Raw genomic sequence first — 16,412 nt, 5'->3', positions numbered from 1 at the left:
GCCGGCGATTTGGCCGGCACCTATCGCAATTCCGGGGTATCGTCAAACAGCCGCTCGTGCTCGCGCCAGGCGTAGCGGTCGGTCATTCCGGCGATGTAATCACAGACCCGGCGGGCCAGCTTGTCCGGCGCCGCCCCTTCCAGCCCCTGGTGCCATTCCTCCGGCATCAGGTCGGGATCGGCGAAGAAGGCGGCAAAGAGGTCGCGCGCGACCTTGCCGGCCCGTGCCCGCGCCTCCATCACCGAGGGGTGGCGGTACATGCGCTCGAACAGGAATTTCTTGATCGCCCGTTCCGGCCCGGCGATGCGTTCCGAAAAGGCGACGAGCGGGTGGTCGAGGAGGCGCACCGCCTCGGGCGTGTCGACCTTCGATCGCGCGATCCGCATGCGCACTTCCTCGGCGACGTCGCGCACGAAGGTGCCGATCAGCCGGCGCACCGTCTCGTGGATGAGGCGCGAGCGCTCCAGCCCCGGATAGGCGCGGTTGAGGTCGGCAAGCGTCGGGCCGACGAGCGGCACATCGAGGAGATCCGCGGCGGTGAAGAGGTCGGCCCTCAGGCCATCGTCGATGTCATGGGCGTTGTAGGCGATATCGTCGGCAATGGCAGCGATCTGCGCCTCGGCCGACGGCCAGGACCACAGCATCAGGTCATGCAGGGGCTCGTAGGAGCGGATGGCGTGGGGCAACGGGCGGCCGGCATAGCGGCCGATGGGCGTTCCCGTACGGTCCGTCAGCGGGCCGTTGTGCTTGACGAGGCCTTCCAGTGTCTCCCAGGTCAGGTTGAGGCCGTCGAAATCGGCGTAGCGCTGTTCCAGCCGGGTGACGATGCGGAGCGACTGGGCGTTATGGTCGAAGCCGCCATAGCCGGCCATGCACTCGTCGAGCCTCTCCTCGCCCTCGTGGCCGAAGGGCGTGTGGCCGAGGTCGTGGGCGAGCGCCAGCGCTTCTGCCAAATCTTCGTCGAGGCCGAGCGTCCTTGCCAGCGAGCGGGCGATCTGGGCGACTTCGATGGAATGGGTCAGCCTTGTGCGGAAATGGTCGTCCTCGTGGTATACGAAGACTTGGGTCTTGTGCTTCAGGCGCCGGAACGCGGCGGAATGGATGACCCGGTCGCGGTCGCGCTGGAAGGGCGTGCGCGTGCTGCTTGCCGGCTCGTCGAAAAGGCGCCCGCGGCTGGCGTTCGGGTCGGCGGCAATCGGCGCGCGCGGCGGCGGTGAATAACGCGGCACCTTCCCTGTCCCCCGATTCTGATGATGGCCGCAGGCGGCGACCGCGCAATTGACTCAATCGCCGTCGTTCATAACTATTTGGCAACGACGAACACAAGGTGACGTCCCGGCAACGATGTGCCGGCCGCCCGTCGCCCAGCCACGAGCGAGACACCCATGAGCGAGACTGGCATGACCGCCACAACAGACGTTGTCGTAACCGATCGCGCAGCAACGCGCATCGCCAAGATCCTTGCCGCGGAAGACGCAGGCACGATGCTGCGGGTCAGCGTCGAGGGCGGCGGCTGCTCCGGCTTCCAATACAAATACGACCTGGTGCGCGAGCGCGCCAGCGATGACATCGTCATCGAAAAGCAGGATGCCACCGTCGTCATCGATCCGGTCTCCCTGCAGTTTCTGGAAGGCTCGGAGATCGACTTCGTCGACGATCTGATGGGCCAGTCGTTCCAGATCAAGAACCCGCAGGCGACGGCCTCCTGCGGCTGCGGCACGAGCTTTTCCATATGACGGTCTCGGTGGCGACCTGGAACGTCAACGGGATCAAGGCACGCATCGACAACGTCCTGACATGGCTTGAGGAATCGAAGCCCGACATTGCCTGCCTGCAGGAGATCAAGTCGGTCGACGAGGGCTTCCCGAAGGAGCGTTTCGAGGAGATCGGCTACAACGTCGTCACCCACGGCCAGAAAGGCTTCAACGGCGTCGCGATCCTGTCGCGGCTGCCGATCGACGAGGCAACGCCCCGCCTGCCCGGCAACGACGAGGACGAGCAGGCGCGCTTCCTGGAAGCGGTCGTCTCGGTCGAGGGCGGCGCGCTCCGCGTCTGCTGCCTGTACCTTCCGAACGGCAATCCGGTCGATTCGGACAAGTTCCCCTACAAGCTGTCCTGGTTGGAGCGGCTGGAGGCGTTCGCCCGCGACCGGCTGGCGCTGGAGGAGCCGCTCATCCTTGCCGGCGACTACAACGTCATCCCGATGCCGGGCGACGCAAAGCATCCCGACGACTGGGTCGGCGATGCGCTCTTTCGGCCCGAATCGCGGGGGGCGTTCCGGCGGCTCGCCAATCTCGGCATGACCGATGCGCTGAGGGCCTCAAGCGATGCCGACGGGCTCTACACCTTTTGGGACTACCAGGCCGGCGCCTGGCAGAAAAACAACGGCATCCGCATCGACCATCTGATGCTGTCGCCCCAGGCGGCCGACCGGCTTGCCGGCGTCACCATCGAAAAGCATGTGCGCGGCTGGGAAAAGCCGTCCGACCATGTGCCGGTGCGCATCGAACTCAACTGAAGCCGCGCCACACGCCAGCCATTCGCAGAAACGCCCGTTGCGTGCTACATTGGCCGCAATGGGATAGTTCGCGCACTCACGACGGCAGCCTTCCTTGCGGCCCCTGCCCTCACACTGGCCGGGGCCCCGGTGCTTGCCGCCGGCCCGAAGGTGCCCTGCTCCTGCCGCTACCAGGGCCAGTCCTATCAACTCGGCAGCACCGTGTGCCTGAAGACGCCGCAAGGCGAACGGATGGCGCGCTGCGAGATGGTTCTCAACAACACGTCCTGGCATTTCCTTGAAAAGGGCTGCCCGCTCGCGGTAACGCCCGGCCGGGCGCGCGCGGGACATTACGTGTTGAACTGGGCGCCGTTGGCCCGACCCGGCGGACGGGGAGGAAGGAAACCCGCCGCAGCGACGCGCGATGCGCCGGCAAACAGGCGGGCCGATCCGGCAGGACAGGACAACGGCTAACGGGTCTTAACGCATCAATCTGAAGCTGTTACGACGGCGCGATCTCGCGCCATAAGTTACCGGCTGGGGCGGCGCTTGCGGCAGCCGGTCCGGCCCGCCACGGAGCGCATCGGGCGCCCTGCCCTACTGCGCCGAGGCGTAGGTCGCGATCCAGCTTTCGGCGCGGTTCGAGGCCTTGCGGCGCTGGGTCTCGGTCGCCGCGGCGAAGGCGGCTTCCTGGCTGTCGAGGATCCACTGGTCCTTCGGCAGCACCGCCTGGTGGCGGGCGATCGTCAGCCAGGTCAGGCCCGCCGTCGGGCGTTGCGGCACGACTTCGCCGTCGACCAGCAGTTTGCCGAGCAGCGCCTGTGCCTGGTAGTGGCCCTTCTTTGCCGCGAGCTGCAGCCAGCGGGCCGCCTGGCGGCCGTCGCGCTTGCCGCCGCTGCCGTCCAGATACATGCGGGCGAGCTGGAACTGGGCGTTGGCGTCGCCGAAATAGGACGCCGCATAGGAGAATATCTCGCGGGCGCGGCGGGCATTCGGCTCGATCGCGGTGTCCTTGATGCCGCTCAGATAGTAGGAGCCGAGCTCCACGAAGGCATTGGCGACGAACGGCGCGTCCGGAGACGACGGCGCCTCGTCGGCGTGGGCGTTGGCAATACTGCGGAAATACTCGAACGCCTTCATGTCGTCCTCGGCGACGCCGTCGCCTGAGGCATACATCCGTCCGAGCTTCCATTGCGCCAGCGGATGTCCCTTGTCGGCAGCGAAGCTGAGCGCATCCACGGCGGCGTCCTTGTCGCCGGCGTAGTAGGCGCGCGCGCCGGTCCGGAACGCCTCGACCGGCGAGCGGTCGGACGGCGCTACCGCCGTCGTCCCGTCGAAGGCAAGGGCCGGAACGGCCGCCGTCAGGAGACTTGCCGCAACGGCTCCGGCGGCGACTGCCGCCGGGAACCGTGACGCACTACTGGTCCGCATAGCAAATTTTTTCCGCAGCTCCGCCCGGATGGGTGACCGCGCCCTTGTAGGCGGGGCCCACGGTCTGGGCGTATTTCCACAACGTGCCGGTGGTGTACAGGGTCTCGCGCGGCTGCCATTCGGCGCGCCGCTTCTGGAGTTCCGCGTCGTCGAGCTTGACATCGAGCCGGCCCTCGATGGCGTCGATTTCGATGATGTCGCCGTCCTTCAGGAGGCCGATCGGGCCGCCGACCGCCGCTTCCGGGCCGACATGGCCGATGCAGAAGCCGCGGGTGGCGCCGGAGAACCGGCCGTCGGTGATCAGCGCGACCTTGTCGCCCATGCCCTGGCCGTAGAGCGCGGCCGTGGTCGACAGCATCTCGCGCATGCCGGGACCGCCGCGCGGCCCCTCATAGCGGATGACGAGGACGTCGCCCTCCTCGTACCGGCGGTTGGACACGGCCTCGAAGCACTCTTCCTCGGAATCGAAGCAGCGCGCCGGGCCGGAGAACTTCAGGTTCTGCATGCCCGCGACCTTCACGATCGCGCCGTCGGTGGCGAGGTTGCCCTTGAGGCCGACGACGCCGCCCGTCGGCTTGATCGGGGTACTGGCCTGGTAGATCACGTCCTGGTGCTCGTTCCAGCGAACCTTCTCCAGGTTCTCAGCGATCGAGCGGCCGGTGACGGTGAGGCAGTCGCCGTGCAGGAAGCCGTTGTCGAGCAGCGTCTTCATCAGCATCGGGATGCCGCCGGCCTCGAACATGTCCTTGGCGACGTATTTGCCGCCCGGCTTCAGGTCGGCAATGTACGGGGTCTTCTTGAAGATTTCCGCGACGTCGAAGAGGTCGAACTCGATGCCGCATTCATGGGCGATCGCCGGCAGGTGCAGGGCCGCATTGGTCGAGCCGCCGGAGGCGGCGACGACGGTCGCGGCATTCTCCAGCGCCTCGCGGGTGACGATGTCGCGCGGGCGGATGTTGTGGGCGATGAGTTGCATCACCTGTTCGCCGGCAGCCATGCAGAAGCGGTCGCGGATCTCGTAAGGCGCCGGCGCGCCGGCCGAATAGGGCAGCGCCAGGCCGATTGCCTCGGAGACGGTGGCCATGGTGTTGGCGGTGAACTGGCCGCCGCAGGAGCCGGCGGACGGACAGGCGACCTGCTCCAGCTCCTCAAGGTCGCTGTCGCTCATGCGGCCGACCGAGTGCAGGCCGACGGCCTCGAAGACGTCGACCACGGTGACGTCCTTGCCGCGGTAGGTGCCCGGCAGGATGGTGCCGCCATAGATGAAGATCGAGGGCACGTTGAGACGGCACATGGCCATCATCATGCCCGGCAGGGACTTGTCGCAGCCGGCCATGCCGACGAGGGCGTCGTAGCAGTGGCCGCGCATGGTCAGCTCGACGGAGTCGGCGATGACCTCGCGGCTCGTCAGCGAGGCCTTCATGCCCTGGTGGCCCATTGCGATGCCGTCGGTGACGGTGATGGTGCAGAACTCGCGCGGCGTGCCGTGGGCCGCAGCGACGCCCTGCTTGACGGCCTGGGCCTGGCGCATCAGCGAAATGTTGCAGGGCGCGGCCTCGTTCCAGCACGAGGCGACGCCGACGAAGGGCTGGTTGATCTGGTCCGGACCAAGGCCCATGGCGTAGTAATAGGAGCGATGCGGCGCCCGCTGCGGCCCTTCGGTCACATGGCGGCTCGGCAGTCGCGACTTGTCAAAAACCTTGGCGTCCATCTCTCAATTCCCTATCGGTCGTGCGGTTTCGGTTGTCGGGTCCTGGAGCGCGGCTTACTGCGTCGAATTCCTTGAAAAGCGCAGGCGCCGTGCCTCCTTTTGTCCGCCGCTCGGACCGATCAGACGATCCCCTTTGAGGGCATCGCGCATGGGAGACTTCCTCGTCCCACTTTGTGGCCGAACGGCGGCATATTCTCGCCCCGCCGGGTATAGTCGATCGATCAAAGGCTGTGTGTTGCATCAACGACACATTCGCCTCCCGGAGACTATTGCGGGGCGTTGCGGGGCTTCGCCTTTGCGTTCCCGGGGCGTTTACCGTGTGCGCGAAAACCGGTGCCGGAACGGTGTCTTTTACGGTGTCGGACCGGCCGTGCCGATGCCGTATCCGGCGCCGTCAGGCGCTTGCCGCAATGCTCGGCACCTCGCCCTCGTCGGCCCGCGCTTCGGCTTTCGGCGGCGGCGCCATCGCCCTGGCGAGATCGATATAGACCTTGCCCGGGAGCGCCGGGGCGAACAGAAAACCCTGCGCGGCCGTGACGCCGAGTTCGCGCAGGCGGTCGACCTGCTCGGCGTGCTCGACGCCCTCGGCGATGATCCCCATGTGCAGATTGGCCGCAAGCTGGACGAGCTTGTCGACGATGGCGTCGGCGTTCTCGTCGGTCAGCAGCGTGTCGATGAACATCTTGTCGATCTTGACGATGTCGACGCCGAGCATCTGCAGGTAGGCGAGCCCGCTGTGGCCGGTGCCGACGTCGTCGAGAGCGATGCGCACGCCGAGGGCATGGAGTTCGGCGATGATCTTGCGCGCCTTGTCCATGTCGGCGAGCGGCTGGCGCTCGGTGACCTCGAAAACGAGCTGGCGGTAGCTGATCGGCCCTTCGCCGAAGATCTCCTCGATGTCCTCGATGGTGCTCCGGTCCTTGAAGTGGATGGCGGAGAGGTTGATGGAGACCTTCAGTTCCGGGCGGTCTGCGTAAAGGGGCCCCAGCTCGTCGCGGGTCTTGCGCATGAGCTGGCGGGTGATTTCCACGATGTGGCCGCTGTTTTCGGCAAACGGCATGAACGAGCCGGGATAGCCGATGGTGCCGTCGGGCTTGGCCCAGCGCGCCAGCACCTCGCAGCCGCGCAGGTGCCCGGTCTCGATGTCGACGACCGGCTGGTAGTAGGGCACGAACTCCTGCTTGACGATCGCCTCCAGGAACTCGCTGCTGTCGTTGCGGGCGGCGACCATGGCCATGCGCAGCGACACGATCATGATGATGAGGCCGAAGGCGATGGAACAGGCGGTGACCAGCACGTTGAGCGGCTGGATCGGCGCCCAGGCCGCGCTCCAGGGCGCGGAAAGGCTGACGCTGACGGGGAAATGGCGCGAGGTCCGGGTCGCTTCCAGCCAGTCGCCGCCCTCGTCGCGCAGCGACTTGCCCTCCTCCAGCCAGATCGTGCCGTCCTTCAGGCGAACGACCGCGTGCATCCGGTCGCGCAGGTTTTCCGGGCCGGGATCGATGTCGAGGACCTGGGGCGCGAGGCGGGCGACCAGCCGGCGCCCGTCCTTCAGGGCCCAGCCGATGACGGCCGCGTTCTCGCCCTTGGCGTCGCCGACGATGCCCATGGCGATCGACGAGGCCGACTTGCGGTAGGGCGGCAGCAGCGTCGCGGCGGCCGAGCGACCGGCCGGCTCCAGGCACATGGCAAGGCCCTTCTCATCGACCATGCCGACCGAATCGATGAAGCCGGAGCCGCGGGCGGCCTCGATGAAGCCTTCGCGGGAGGACGGCGAGCAGTCCGTCTGCTTCTTGTCGTGCAGGACGTGGAGCGCGTGCGTCGCCTCGGAGATGACCCGGTCGGCCCGGTGCACGTAGCGCAGGGCCGCGCCGTGCAGCTCTTCCATGCCGCGGCGCTCCGCGTGGCTCTGCAGGATGAAGCGGGCGAGCAGGAACGGCCCGATCGCCAGCAGCAGCGCCGTCAGGAAAGCACGGAGGAAGGGAAGGCTGCGGCCTAACAAGGGAACACTGTCCGCGTGCACGGGTTTCGACGCCGACAGTCTGCCGTTTTTGGGTAAATGACTGCTGAACAGGGTTAACCGAATACCGCCCGCGGAACGGGTTTCCAAAAACGCCATCGGGGCGGCGCTGCCAGGCAACGCCGCCCCGATAATCCGTCGATCGCGGGCCAGCCGTCGCTGGCCGCAGCCGCTGCTACATCTTGAATTCCGGCAGCTTCTTATCGACCGCCACGTTCTTCAGCGTGACGAAGACCGGCATGCCGTCCTTGTAGGGCGGATAGTCCTCGCCGCCGATCAGCGGCAGAAGGTACTTCCGGCAGGCCTCGGTGATGCCGAAGCCGTCCTCGGAGATGAACTCCTTCGGCATCATCTTTTCAACGTTGGCAACGTCGGCGAGCGGCGCCTTGCCGATCTCCCAGGTGTAGGGATCGTCAGAGGTGCGCACGACCGTCGGCATGATGGCGTTCTCACCGGCCAACGCCATTTCCACTCCCGCCTTGCCAAGCGCATAGGCCTGGTCGACGTCGGTCTTGGAAGCGAGGTGCCGGGCGGCGCGCTGGAGGTAGTCGGCGACGGCCCAGTGGAACTTGTAGCCGTGGGCGTCCTTGACCATGTTGGCGACGACCGGAGCGGCGCCGCCAAGCTGGGCATGGCCGAAAGCATCGCGGGTGCCCTGGTCGGCGAGGAAGGTGCCGTCCTGCCAATGGGCGCCTTCGGAAACGACGACGGTGCAGTAGCCGTGCGAGTCCACCTTGGCCTTGACGGCGGCGAGGAACTTTTCCTGCTCGAACGGCACTTCGGGGAAGATGATGATGACAGGGATGTCGTTGTCGGCGTCGGCGGCAAGGCCGCCGGCGGCCGCGATCCAGCCGGCGTGGCGCCCCATCACCTCAAGCACGAACACCTTGGTGGAGGTCAGCGCCATGGAGTTGACGTCGAACGAGGCCTCGCGGGTCGAGACGGCGATGTATTTGGCGACCGAGCCGAAGCCCGGGCAGTTGTCGGTGATCGGCAGGTCATTGTCGACGGTCTTGGGGACGTGGATGGCCTGGATCGGGAAGCTGAGGGATTCGGATATCTGCGAGACCTTGTGGCAGGTGTCGGCGGAATCGCCGCCGCCATTGTAGAAGAAATAGCCGATGTCGTGGGCCTTGAAGACCTCGATCAGGCGCTCGTATTCGCGCCGGTTGTCCTCAAGGCTCTTCATCTTGTAGCGGCAGGAGCCGAAGGCGCCGGACGGCGTGTGGCGCAGGGCCGCGATGTCGGCGTCCGATTCCTTGGAGGTGTCGATCAGGTCCTCCGTCAGCGCGCCGATGATGCCGTTGCGGCCGGCATAGACGGTGCCGATCTTGCCGGCATTGGCGCGCGCGGTCTCGATGACGCCGCAGGCCGAGGCGTTGATGACCGAGGTGACGCCGCCCGACTGCGCGTAAAATGCGTTCTTAGCCATAGACCGTTTTCCCCTTTTCGAATGGATTGCAGCAGGACTTGCCCGGCCCGCTTATACAGGATCGTGGCGGTAATTTTAGCCGCCTTTCGCTGCGGCGCAGTGACATTGCCGCAACGCCGCACAAAAACGAACGGGAGCGCCGGGCGTTTGTCCGGCACTCCCGCAATCATCGCTGGCAAAGGGTCGTCAGACCTTGCCGCCCCTGCCCTTTTCGACGAGATCGCCGATATAGCGCGGCAGGGCGAAGGCCGCCCGGTGCACCTCCGGCGTATAGTAGCGCGTCTCGATCGCGGCAGCCTCAAAGCGCTCCTGGAGCGTTTCCAGCGGCACGGTGCGAAGGGCCCCGTCGTCGCTCGCCCAGCCGAGCGACATGTGGCCGCCGATATAGGTCGGCACCGCCACCACATAGGCGCTCGCATCGGCAAAGAGTTTTGCGAAATGCCCGATGCTGGAGACGAGTTCGCCGCCTTGCAGGAACGGTACGCCGTTCTGGGTAACGAGCACGCCGCCCGGCTTCAGGCAGCGCTTGCAGCCGGCGTAGAATTCCGGGCTGAAAAGCACCTCGCCGGGCCCGATTGGATCGGTGGAATCGATCAGGATGGCATCGAAGCGCCGGTCGGTCTCGGCGACGAACTTCATGCCGTCGGCGATCACCAGGTCGAAGCGCGGATCGTCGAAGACGGGCGCATTGAAGCTGGCGAAGTGCTCACGCGAGAATTCGACCACCGAGGCGTCGATCTCGACCTGGGTGAGCCGCTCGACGCCCTTGTGCTTCAGCGCCTCCTCCGCCATGCCGCAATCGCCGCCGCCGACGATCAGCACCTCTTTCGCCGCGCCATGGGCGAGGATCGGCACATGGGCCATCATCTCGTGGTAGACGAACTCGTCGCGGGTGGTGACCTGCACCACCCCGTCGAGCATCAGGACGCGGCCATAGGCGGGGTTCTCGATCAGCGCCAGATGCTGGTGCTCCGTCTTTTCCTCGTAGAGGACGTCGGAGGCTTCGAGCGAGAACCGGAGGCCGTTGTGCAGCGTCTCGGAAAACCAGCGAGGCCCGCTCAAGCTCCCCGCCCCCTCAGGATCTCGCTGACGACGATGCGGTCCGGCTTGAAGGCGGCGCGGATGACCTCCACGCAGCGCTCCGGCATGGCGTCCCCGCACATGAAGACGTCGAACGCCGCATAGCCGTTCTCCGGCCAGGAATGGACCGAGATGTGGCTTTCGGCAAGCACGGCGACGCCCGAAACCCCGTTCGGCTCGAAGCGGTGCAGATGGATGTGCAAGAGCGTCGCGCCGGCCGCCTCGACACAGTCGACCAGGGTCTTTTCGATATGGCCGCAATCGTCGAGGTGCTCGGCCCCGTGAACGTCGATGATCAGGTGCGAGCCCGCGCAGCGGACGCCGTTCTTCTCGATGAAATGATCTTTGCGCGCCAGATCGGGGCGGTCCAGATTGAGTTGCTCCTCGGGCGCAGCGCCTTCGGGGTGGGTTTCGTGATCTTCCTTTTGGGCGATGCTTGGAGCGTCCAAGTCCATCCCCAGCGGGAAGAGGGCGGCGTTTGACATCGCGTCCTCCTGACCTGCCAGCAGATGTACCCGGGATGTTTTCCGGAGAGCCGCGGATATAAGCTGATTGGCCGTCACATTCAACACGTGAACCATGCAAAAAACACGGATTCGCCATGTCTTTTCCGGTCCTCGCAAAGCCGTGACCAAAGCTAAACAAAAATACTTACGAAGTTGAGCGGAACGGGTTGCCGTCCCCGGCCGGGTCACGCACACTGTCCGCCGCCGGCCGACGACGCACCGTCTTCCAGATCGCGCGGAGCCGGACAAGGGGCACGGGGGCTGCCTTTATCGGAGAAAACATATGACGTTTTTCAAATCACCGGGCGTAGCGGCCCTCGCCTTCGTCGCCCTGGTGGTCGGCGCCCCGGCGAGCCACGGCTTCGAAGCCACGGGAAATCCCGTCGCCGATGCACTGTTCGCGTCGCTGGAGGCAAGCGGCGAATCGAGCGTGATGGCCGGCAGCGTCAGCGGTGACGAGAGCCAGACCGAGATCAGCGACCTGAAGGTCACCCGCACCAAGGCCGGCGGCAAGAAAGAGGCGACCATCGGCACCCTGGTCATCAAGGACGCGACCGTCGAAGACGGCGAGATCAAGGCCGAGTCGATCGCCATGGACGGCGTCACCTTCAGCGAAGACGACGGCCCCACGCTGACCATCGGCAACGGCATCACCGAAGGTGCGGTCATACCGAGCGCTGCGGCGATCAAGGCCGCCGGCAGCGACGAACCGAAGCCGCACTTCGATCGCATGCTGCTGGCGGACGCCAAGTTCATGACCGAGGACGGCATCACCGTCCCGATCGGAGCGATCGAGGTCGTGGTCGGCGAGATGGTGAACGACATTCCGACGTCGGGCAGCCTCAAGATCTCGGACGTGGTGTTTGCCAAGGATGCCCTCAGCGAGGAGGGCAAAAAGGCCCTGGAGCGCTTCGACTACGACACCGTCAGCCTGTCGCTCGTCGTCGATTTCGCCTATGACCCGGCCTCCGGCGACGTGACGATCAAGGAAGTCAAGCTTTCCGGCGAGGATGTCGGCACGCTGACGATCACCGGCGGCGTCGGTGGCCTGACGCCCGAGGTCGTCGCCCAGCTCCAGTCCGGCGGCAACGCCCAGCAGCAGATGGGCGCCCTGCAGGGGGTGTCCGTGCAGAACCTTGCCATCCGCTTCGACGACGACAGCGTCACAGAGCGGGCGCTGAAGGCCCAGGGCAAGGAAATGGGCGGCGCCAGCGCAGATGAGGTCGCCGAGCAACTGGCCGCCGGCCTGCCGATGATGCTGCGCTTCCTGCAGAACAAGGAATTCGAGGAACAGGTCGCCAAGGCGGCCGGCACGTTCCTGCGCCAAAAGGGCTCGATCCTGATCGAGGCAAAGCCGCCGCAGCCGGTCACCTTTGCGCAGATCTTCGGGCTGATGATGGCGCCGCAGGCGCTGCCGTCGGTGCTCGCCGTCGAGGTCAGCAACCCGTAAAGCCAAAACGACCAGAGACGGAGGCGCCGGCACGCTTGCTGCGCCTCCGCCCGCCGCCACGACCGGAGGATGCGGCACCCATTTTTCAGCCGGCGCCTCCTTTCGCATTTCACGGGGAGTATTGGTTTGATGACCCGCACCATCCGCCGCCTGTCTATGGGCCTCGTTTCGGCCGCCGCGGTCGCCTGGCCGATCGCCGCTGCGGCCGATCCGATCGGCATCGTCGAGGACTTTTTCTCCGAGGCCCGCATCGCCGGCGCCACCACCGCCGACCACGGGCCGATCGACTACGATCCGGGCACCGGCATCCTGACAATCCCCGATATCGTCATCGCGTTGCCCGTCTCGCTGCCGTTCGGCCAGGGAGACGCGGCATTCGATATCCGCGTCGAAGCACCGTCGGTCGAAATCCGGAACCTGCGCGAGGTCGATGACGGGTTCCGGATGGACGGCTTCCGCTATGCCGACAACACCCGGATGAGCTTCCGTTTCGGCGTCGGCGACAAGCTGGCACGCGCGACCAGCACTGTGACCGGTGCCGACACCACCGACATCTTCTGGCCCTACATGCCAAGCGTGCAGGTCGACAGCAACCGGCCCGTTTCCAGCTATTTCCCTTACTTGCGCTGGTTCAGCCGGTTCGAATACGGCCGCTCGGTCGTCACCAAGCTGACGATCGAGCAGCAGCAGCCGAACATGTCTCCGCAGGTGACGACCTACGAGGACATCGAGAGTTCCGGCATGAAGGACGGCCGGATCGCCTTTGCCCGCATCGGCGGCATGGCGTCGGTGACCACCATGCCCCGGCCCGCCAGTGCGCAACCCCACGACACGCCCGGTTTCGACACCGAGCCGCCGCAGAAGATGCGCATCGAGACGGGGCCCGTCATCTATCGCGGCCAGGACATCGGCGCGCTGATCGGGATGCTCGACCCGGAGAACTACCTGTTCGGCGAGACCGATCCTGACCTGAAGACGATCGCAGAGGAAACCACGATCGCCGACACCGTCGTCACCGTTGGCGACGATGTGAGCTTCCGCATCTCCCGCCAGGCGTTTTACGGCGTCAAGATGCGCCAGCCGGCGGTATCGCCGTTCGCCTTTTTCGACCGCATCGTGCGCGGCGATCAGCCGAGCGAGCAGGATGCGGCCGCCTTCGGCTTTGCCGTGCTCGGCTCGATCGGCATCGATCGCATGTCGATCGACGACATCAGCATCGACGCCAAGGGAGAGGCATCGGTCGGCGTGGAGCGCATCGCGCTGCGCGGCCTCACGCCGGACGGGCTTGAGGAGTTCGCCGTCGAACGGGTCGCCATGAAGGGCGGCGACCAGGGCGAGATGTCCCTCAAGCGCGCCTATCTGGAAGGCCTGGTGTTCCCCGGGGCCGACGCCATCCTGCATCTGGTGTCCATTGCCGACCAGGGCGATCCGCCGGCCCGCGCCGTCCTCGACGTGATCCCGATGCTCGCAAGCGCGGGCATCGACGAGTTCTCCTTCAAGGCGCCGAACGGCATCTCCGTGTCGCTGGAGCGCTACAAGTCGGAAATGCGCGACCACATCGCGCCGATCCCGACGGACTGGCACGAGCGGATCGTCAACCTGGTGCTGCCCATTGCGGCCTTCCGCGACGATCCCGAGACGCAGGAATTGCTCCGGTCGATGGGTCTCAGCCAGGTGCGCAGCAACAGTGATCTCCGCCTGCGCTGGGACGAGGCGACCAAGGACCTCATCGTCGGGCCGATGATCTTCGACACCGACGGGATCGCCAAGGTGCGCCTGGAGGCGACGATCGGCGGCGTGCCGCGCTTCATCTTCGAGGATCCCGAAAAGGCGCAGGCGGCCTTGGCCACCCTTTCGGTCAAATCGATCCGCTTTGAATTGGAGAACGAGCGGCTGGTGCAGACGGCAATTGCACGGCTCGCCGAGGAGGAGGGCCTGAGCCCGCTCGGTGCCCGCGACTACGTCATCGCGCAACTGGCCCAGGCGCTTGTCCTTGTGGAAGACCAGGCCTTCACCGAGGAGGTGCTTGCCGCCGCTACCGACTTCCTCAACGATCCGCGGAAGCTGACCATCGTCGCCAAGCCGGTGCGGCCGGTGCCGGCGACCCAGATCCTCGGCATGGTGGCGATGATGGCGCCGAGCCAGCTCATCAAGCTCCTCGGCATCGGCATCTCGGCAAACAACTAGGGAACGAAAAAACCCGGCGCCGATAGGCGCCGGGTCTGCTTTTCTTCGGCTATTTCTCGTCCGGCAGGTTGAGCCGGATGTGCAGCTCGCGAAGCTGGCGCGGCGAGACGGACGACGGCGCGCCCATCATCAAATCCTCGGCCTGCTGGTTCATCGGGAACATGACGACTTCGCGCAGGTTCTCCTCGCCGCACAGAAGCATGACGATGCGGTCGATGCCCGGCGCAATGCCGCCATGCGGCGGGGCGCCGTATTCCAGCGCCCGCATCATGCCACCGAATTTTTCCTCCAGCACTGCCTCGTCGTAGCCAGCGATGGAGAAGGCCTTCTTCATGATCGCCGGCAGGTGGTTCCGGATTGCACCGGACGACAGCTCGATGCCGTTGCAGACGATGTCGTACTGGTAGGCGAGCACGTCCTCGGCCTTGGTGGTTCCAGCGATGACGGCGTCCAGCACCTCCTCGCCGCCCTGGGGCATGGAGAACGGGTTGTGCGAGAAGTCGATCTTCTTTTCGTCCTCGTTCCACTCGAACATCGGGAAGTCGACGATCCAGCAGAACTCGAAGCGGTCCTCGTCGATCATCTTCAGATCGAAGCCGGCCTTCTGGCGGGCGGCACCGGCAAAGGACGCAAACTTGGCAGGCACGCCGGCAACGAAGAAGACGGCGTCGCCGTCCTTCAGGCCGAGCTGAGTGCGGATCGCCTCGGTGCGCTCCGGCCCGATGTTCTTGGCAATCGGGCCGGCGCCCTCTCCCTCGCGGAAGAAGATGTAGCCGAGGCCCGGCTGGCCTTCGCCTTGGGCCCAGGAATTCATGCGGTCGCAGAAGGCGCGGCTGCCGCCGCCCGGCGCCGGGATCGCCCAGACCTCGACCTTGTCGTCACCCTCGATCATCTTGGCGAAGATCTTGAAGCCGGAGCCGCGGAAGTGCTCGGTCACCGATTCCATTTCGATGGGGTTGCGCAGGTCCGGCTTGTCGACGCCGTATTTGCGCATGGACTCCGCATAGGGGATGCGCGGGAAGGACCGGGTCACCGGCTTGCCGTCGGCGAACTCCTCGAAGACGCCGCGCAGGACCGGTTCCACGGCGGCAAAGACGTCGTCCTGGGTGACGAAGCTCATTTCCACGTCGAGCTGGTAGAACTCGCCCGGCGAGCGGTCGGCTCTGGCGTCCTCGTCGCGGAAGCACGGCGCGATCTGGAAATAGCGGTCGAAGCCGGCGACCATGGTGAGCTGCTTGAACTGCTGGGGCGCCTGCGGCAGGGCGTAGAATTTTCCTGGATGGATGCGCGAGGGGACGAGGAAGTCTCTAGCGCCCTCCGGGCTCGAGGCCGTCAGGATCGGCGTCTGGAATTCGAAGAACCCCTCCTCCACCATGCGCCGGCGGATCGAGGAAATGATCGCGCTGCGCTTCATGATGTTGGCGTGGAGGGTCTCGCGGCGAAGGTCCAGGAACCGGTAGCGCAGGCGAATGTCTTCCGGATATTCCGGCTCGGCAAAGACCGGCAGCGGCAGCTCGCGCGCGGCCGACAGCACCTCGATCTCGCTCGCAAAGACCTCGACCTGGCCCGTCGGCAGCTTGTCGTTGATGGTCTCGTCGGTGCGCGCCTTGACCGTGCCGTCGATGCGGATGACCCATTCGGAGCGCACCTTCTCGGCCGTCGTGAAGGCCGGCGAATCCGGGTCGGCGACGATCTGGGTGAGGCCGTAGTGGTCGCGCAAATCGATGAACAACAGGCCGCCATGGTCGCGCACGCGATGGACCCAGCCGGAAAGGCGGACGGTGGCGCCGACGTCGGACTGGCGCAATTGGCCACAGTGATGGCTTCGATAGGGGTGCATGGGTCTTCCCGGGAATAGCTGTTGAGGCGGCCTTCGCGCCGGTTGCCGCGACTGGCCGAAAGGGCCGGCCGCAAGGGCCTACCGACAGGGCCGCAAACCGGCGCCGAAAAGCGCATGGGCCATGTGATTTGTCAAGTCGCGCGCCCTGGTGCCGGCTTTGACGTCCGTGGCCATGCTTTGGGCGAAAATATGTCGCCTTCTGCCGAGCGCTGCCGTTCCTGCTTGCTATCCCTTTGCGCCGTCCCCAAGGTTGTCGAA

13 protein-coding genes are annotated in these 16,412 nt (G+C 65.9%); 5 read left to right on the top strand and 8 right to left on the bottom strand.

All coding sequences use genetic code 11. The annotated features are described in order from the left end of the window. Positions 1–20 precede the first annotated feature (20 nt). Positions 21–1,229, bottom strand: a complete 1,209-nt coding sequence (locus M2319_RS17670) for a deoxyguanosinetriphosphate triphosphohydrolase (RefSeq protein WP_264602788.1) — start codon at positions 1,227–1,229, stop codon at positions 21–23. A 171-nt stretch (positions 1,230–1,400) separates the two neighbouring features. Between M2319_RS17670 and erpA the strand changes: the two genes are divergently transcribed. The 3 genes from erpA (at position 1,401) to M2319_RS17655 (ending at position 2,971) form a co-directional block, all read left to right on the top strand. Beyond that, positions 1,401–1,736 carry an iron-sulfur cluster insertion protein ErpA gene (gene erpA, locus M2319_RS17665; RefSeq protein ID WP_264602787.1) on the top strand — a complete coding sequence of 112 codons (336 nt, stop codon included), beginning with the start codon at positions 1,401–1,403 and terminating at the stop codon, positions 1,734–1,736. After that, positions 1,733–2,518: an exodeoxyribonuclease III gene (gene xth, locus M2319_RS17660; RefSeq protein WP_264602786.1), complete on the top strand. Its 786-nt coding sequence runs from the start codon at positions 1,733–1,735 to the stop codon at positions 2,516–2,518. Before erpA ends, xth begins: the two co-directional genes overlap by 4 nt. A 129-nt stretch (positions 2,519–2,647) precedes the next feature. Continuing rightward, the gene (locus tag M2319_RS17655) at positions 2,648–2,971 is read left to right on the top strand and encodes a hypothetical protein (protein ID WP_264602785.1); all 324 of its coding nucleotides are present in this window, start codon (positions 2,648–2,650) and stop codon (positions 2,969–2,971) included. Between the two features lie 123 nt (positions 2,972–3,094). Here M2319_RS17655 and M2319_RS17650 read toward each other — a convergent pair whose 3' ends face one another. From M2319_RS17650 to speD, 6 genes are all read right to left on the bottom strand, one after another. Continuing rightward, positions 3,095–3,928, bottom strand: a complete 834-nt coding sequence (locus M2319_RS17650; RefSeq protein WP_264602784.1) for a tetratricopeptide repeat protein — start codon at positions 3,926–3,928, stop codon at positions 3,095–3,097. Further along, on the bottom strand, positions 3,915–5,639 hold the full coding sequence (gene ilvD, locus M2319_RS17645; protein ID WP_264602783.1) for a dihydroxy-acid dehydratase: 1,725 nt from the start codon (positions 5,637–5,639) through the stop codon (positions 3,915–3,917). The genes M2319_RS17650 and ilvD overlap by 14 nt, the downstream gene beginning before the upstream one ends. 394 nt (positions 5,640–6,033) lie before the next feature. Then, entirely contained in the window at positions 6,034–7,641 is a 1,608-nt protein-coding gene (locus M2319_RS17640; protein WP_264602782.1) for an EAL domain-containing protein, read from the bottom strand. A gap of 193 nt (positions 7,642–7,834) precedes the next feature. Then, entirely contained in the window at positions 7,835–9,091 is a 1,257-nt protein-coding gene (locus M2319_RS17635; protein WP_264602781.1) for a 6-phosphofructokinase, read from the bottom strand. A 186-nt stretch (positions 9,092–9,277) separates the two neighbouring features. Continuing rightward, entirely contained in the window at positions 9,278–10,153 is an 876-nt protein-coding gene (gene speE / locus M2319_RS17630) for a polyamine aminopropyltransferase (protein WP_264602780.1), read from the bottom strand. Continuing rightward, positions 10,150–10,656 carry an adenosylmethionine decarboxylase gene (gene speD / locus M2319_RS17625; protein WP_264602779.1) on the bottom strand — a complete coding sequence of 169 codons (507 nt, stop codon included), beginning with the start codon at positions 10,654–10,656 and terminating at the stop codon, positions 10,150–10,152. The genes speE and speD overlap by 4 nt, the downstream gene beginning before the upstream one ends. Before the next feature lie 304 nt (positions 10,657–10,960). Between speD and M2319_RS17620 the strand changes: the two genes are divergently transcribed. Both M2319_RS17620 and M2319_RS17615 read left to right on the top strand, forming a co-directional pair. Further along, positions 10,961–12,127 (top strand): hypothetical protein, encoded by a 1,167-nt coding sequence (locus tag M2319_RS17620; RefSeq protein ID WP_264602778.1) that lies wholly within the window; start codon positions 10,961–10,963, stop codon positions 12,125–12,127. Positions 12,128–12,256: 129 nt separating this feature from the next. Further along, positions 12,257–14,314, top strand: coding sequence for a hypothetical protein (locus M2319_RS17615; protein WP_264602777.1), 2,058 nt, complete (start codon positions 12,257–12,259; stop codon positions 14,312–14,314). A 49-nt stretch (positions 14,315–14,363) separates the two neighbouring features. On the opposite strand, the gene aspS is transcribed toward M2319_RS17615, so the two are convergent. After that, the gene (gene aspS / locus M2319_RS17610) at positions 14,364–16,154 is read right to left on the bottom strand and encodes an aspartate--tRNA ligase (protein ID WP_264602776.1); all 1,791 of its coding nucleotides are present in this window, start codon (positions 16,152–16,154) and stop codon (positions 14,364–14,366) included. Positions 16,155–16,412 lie beyond the last annotated feature (258 nt).

Source organism: Rhodobium gokarnense (assembly GCF_025961475.1).
In the GTDB taxonomy this organism is placed as follows: Bacteria; Pseudomonadota; Alphaproteobacteria; order Rhizobiales; family Rhodobiaceae; genus Rhodobium; species Rhodobium gokarnense.
This window is presented reverse-complemented; position numbering and strand designations above follow the sequence as displayed.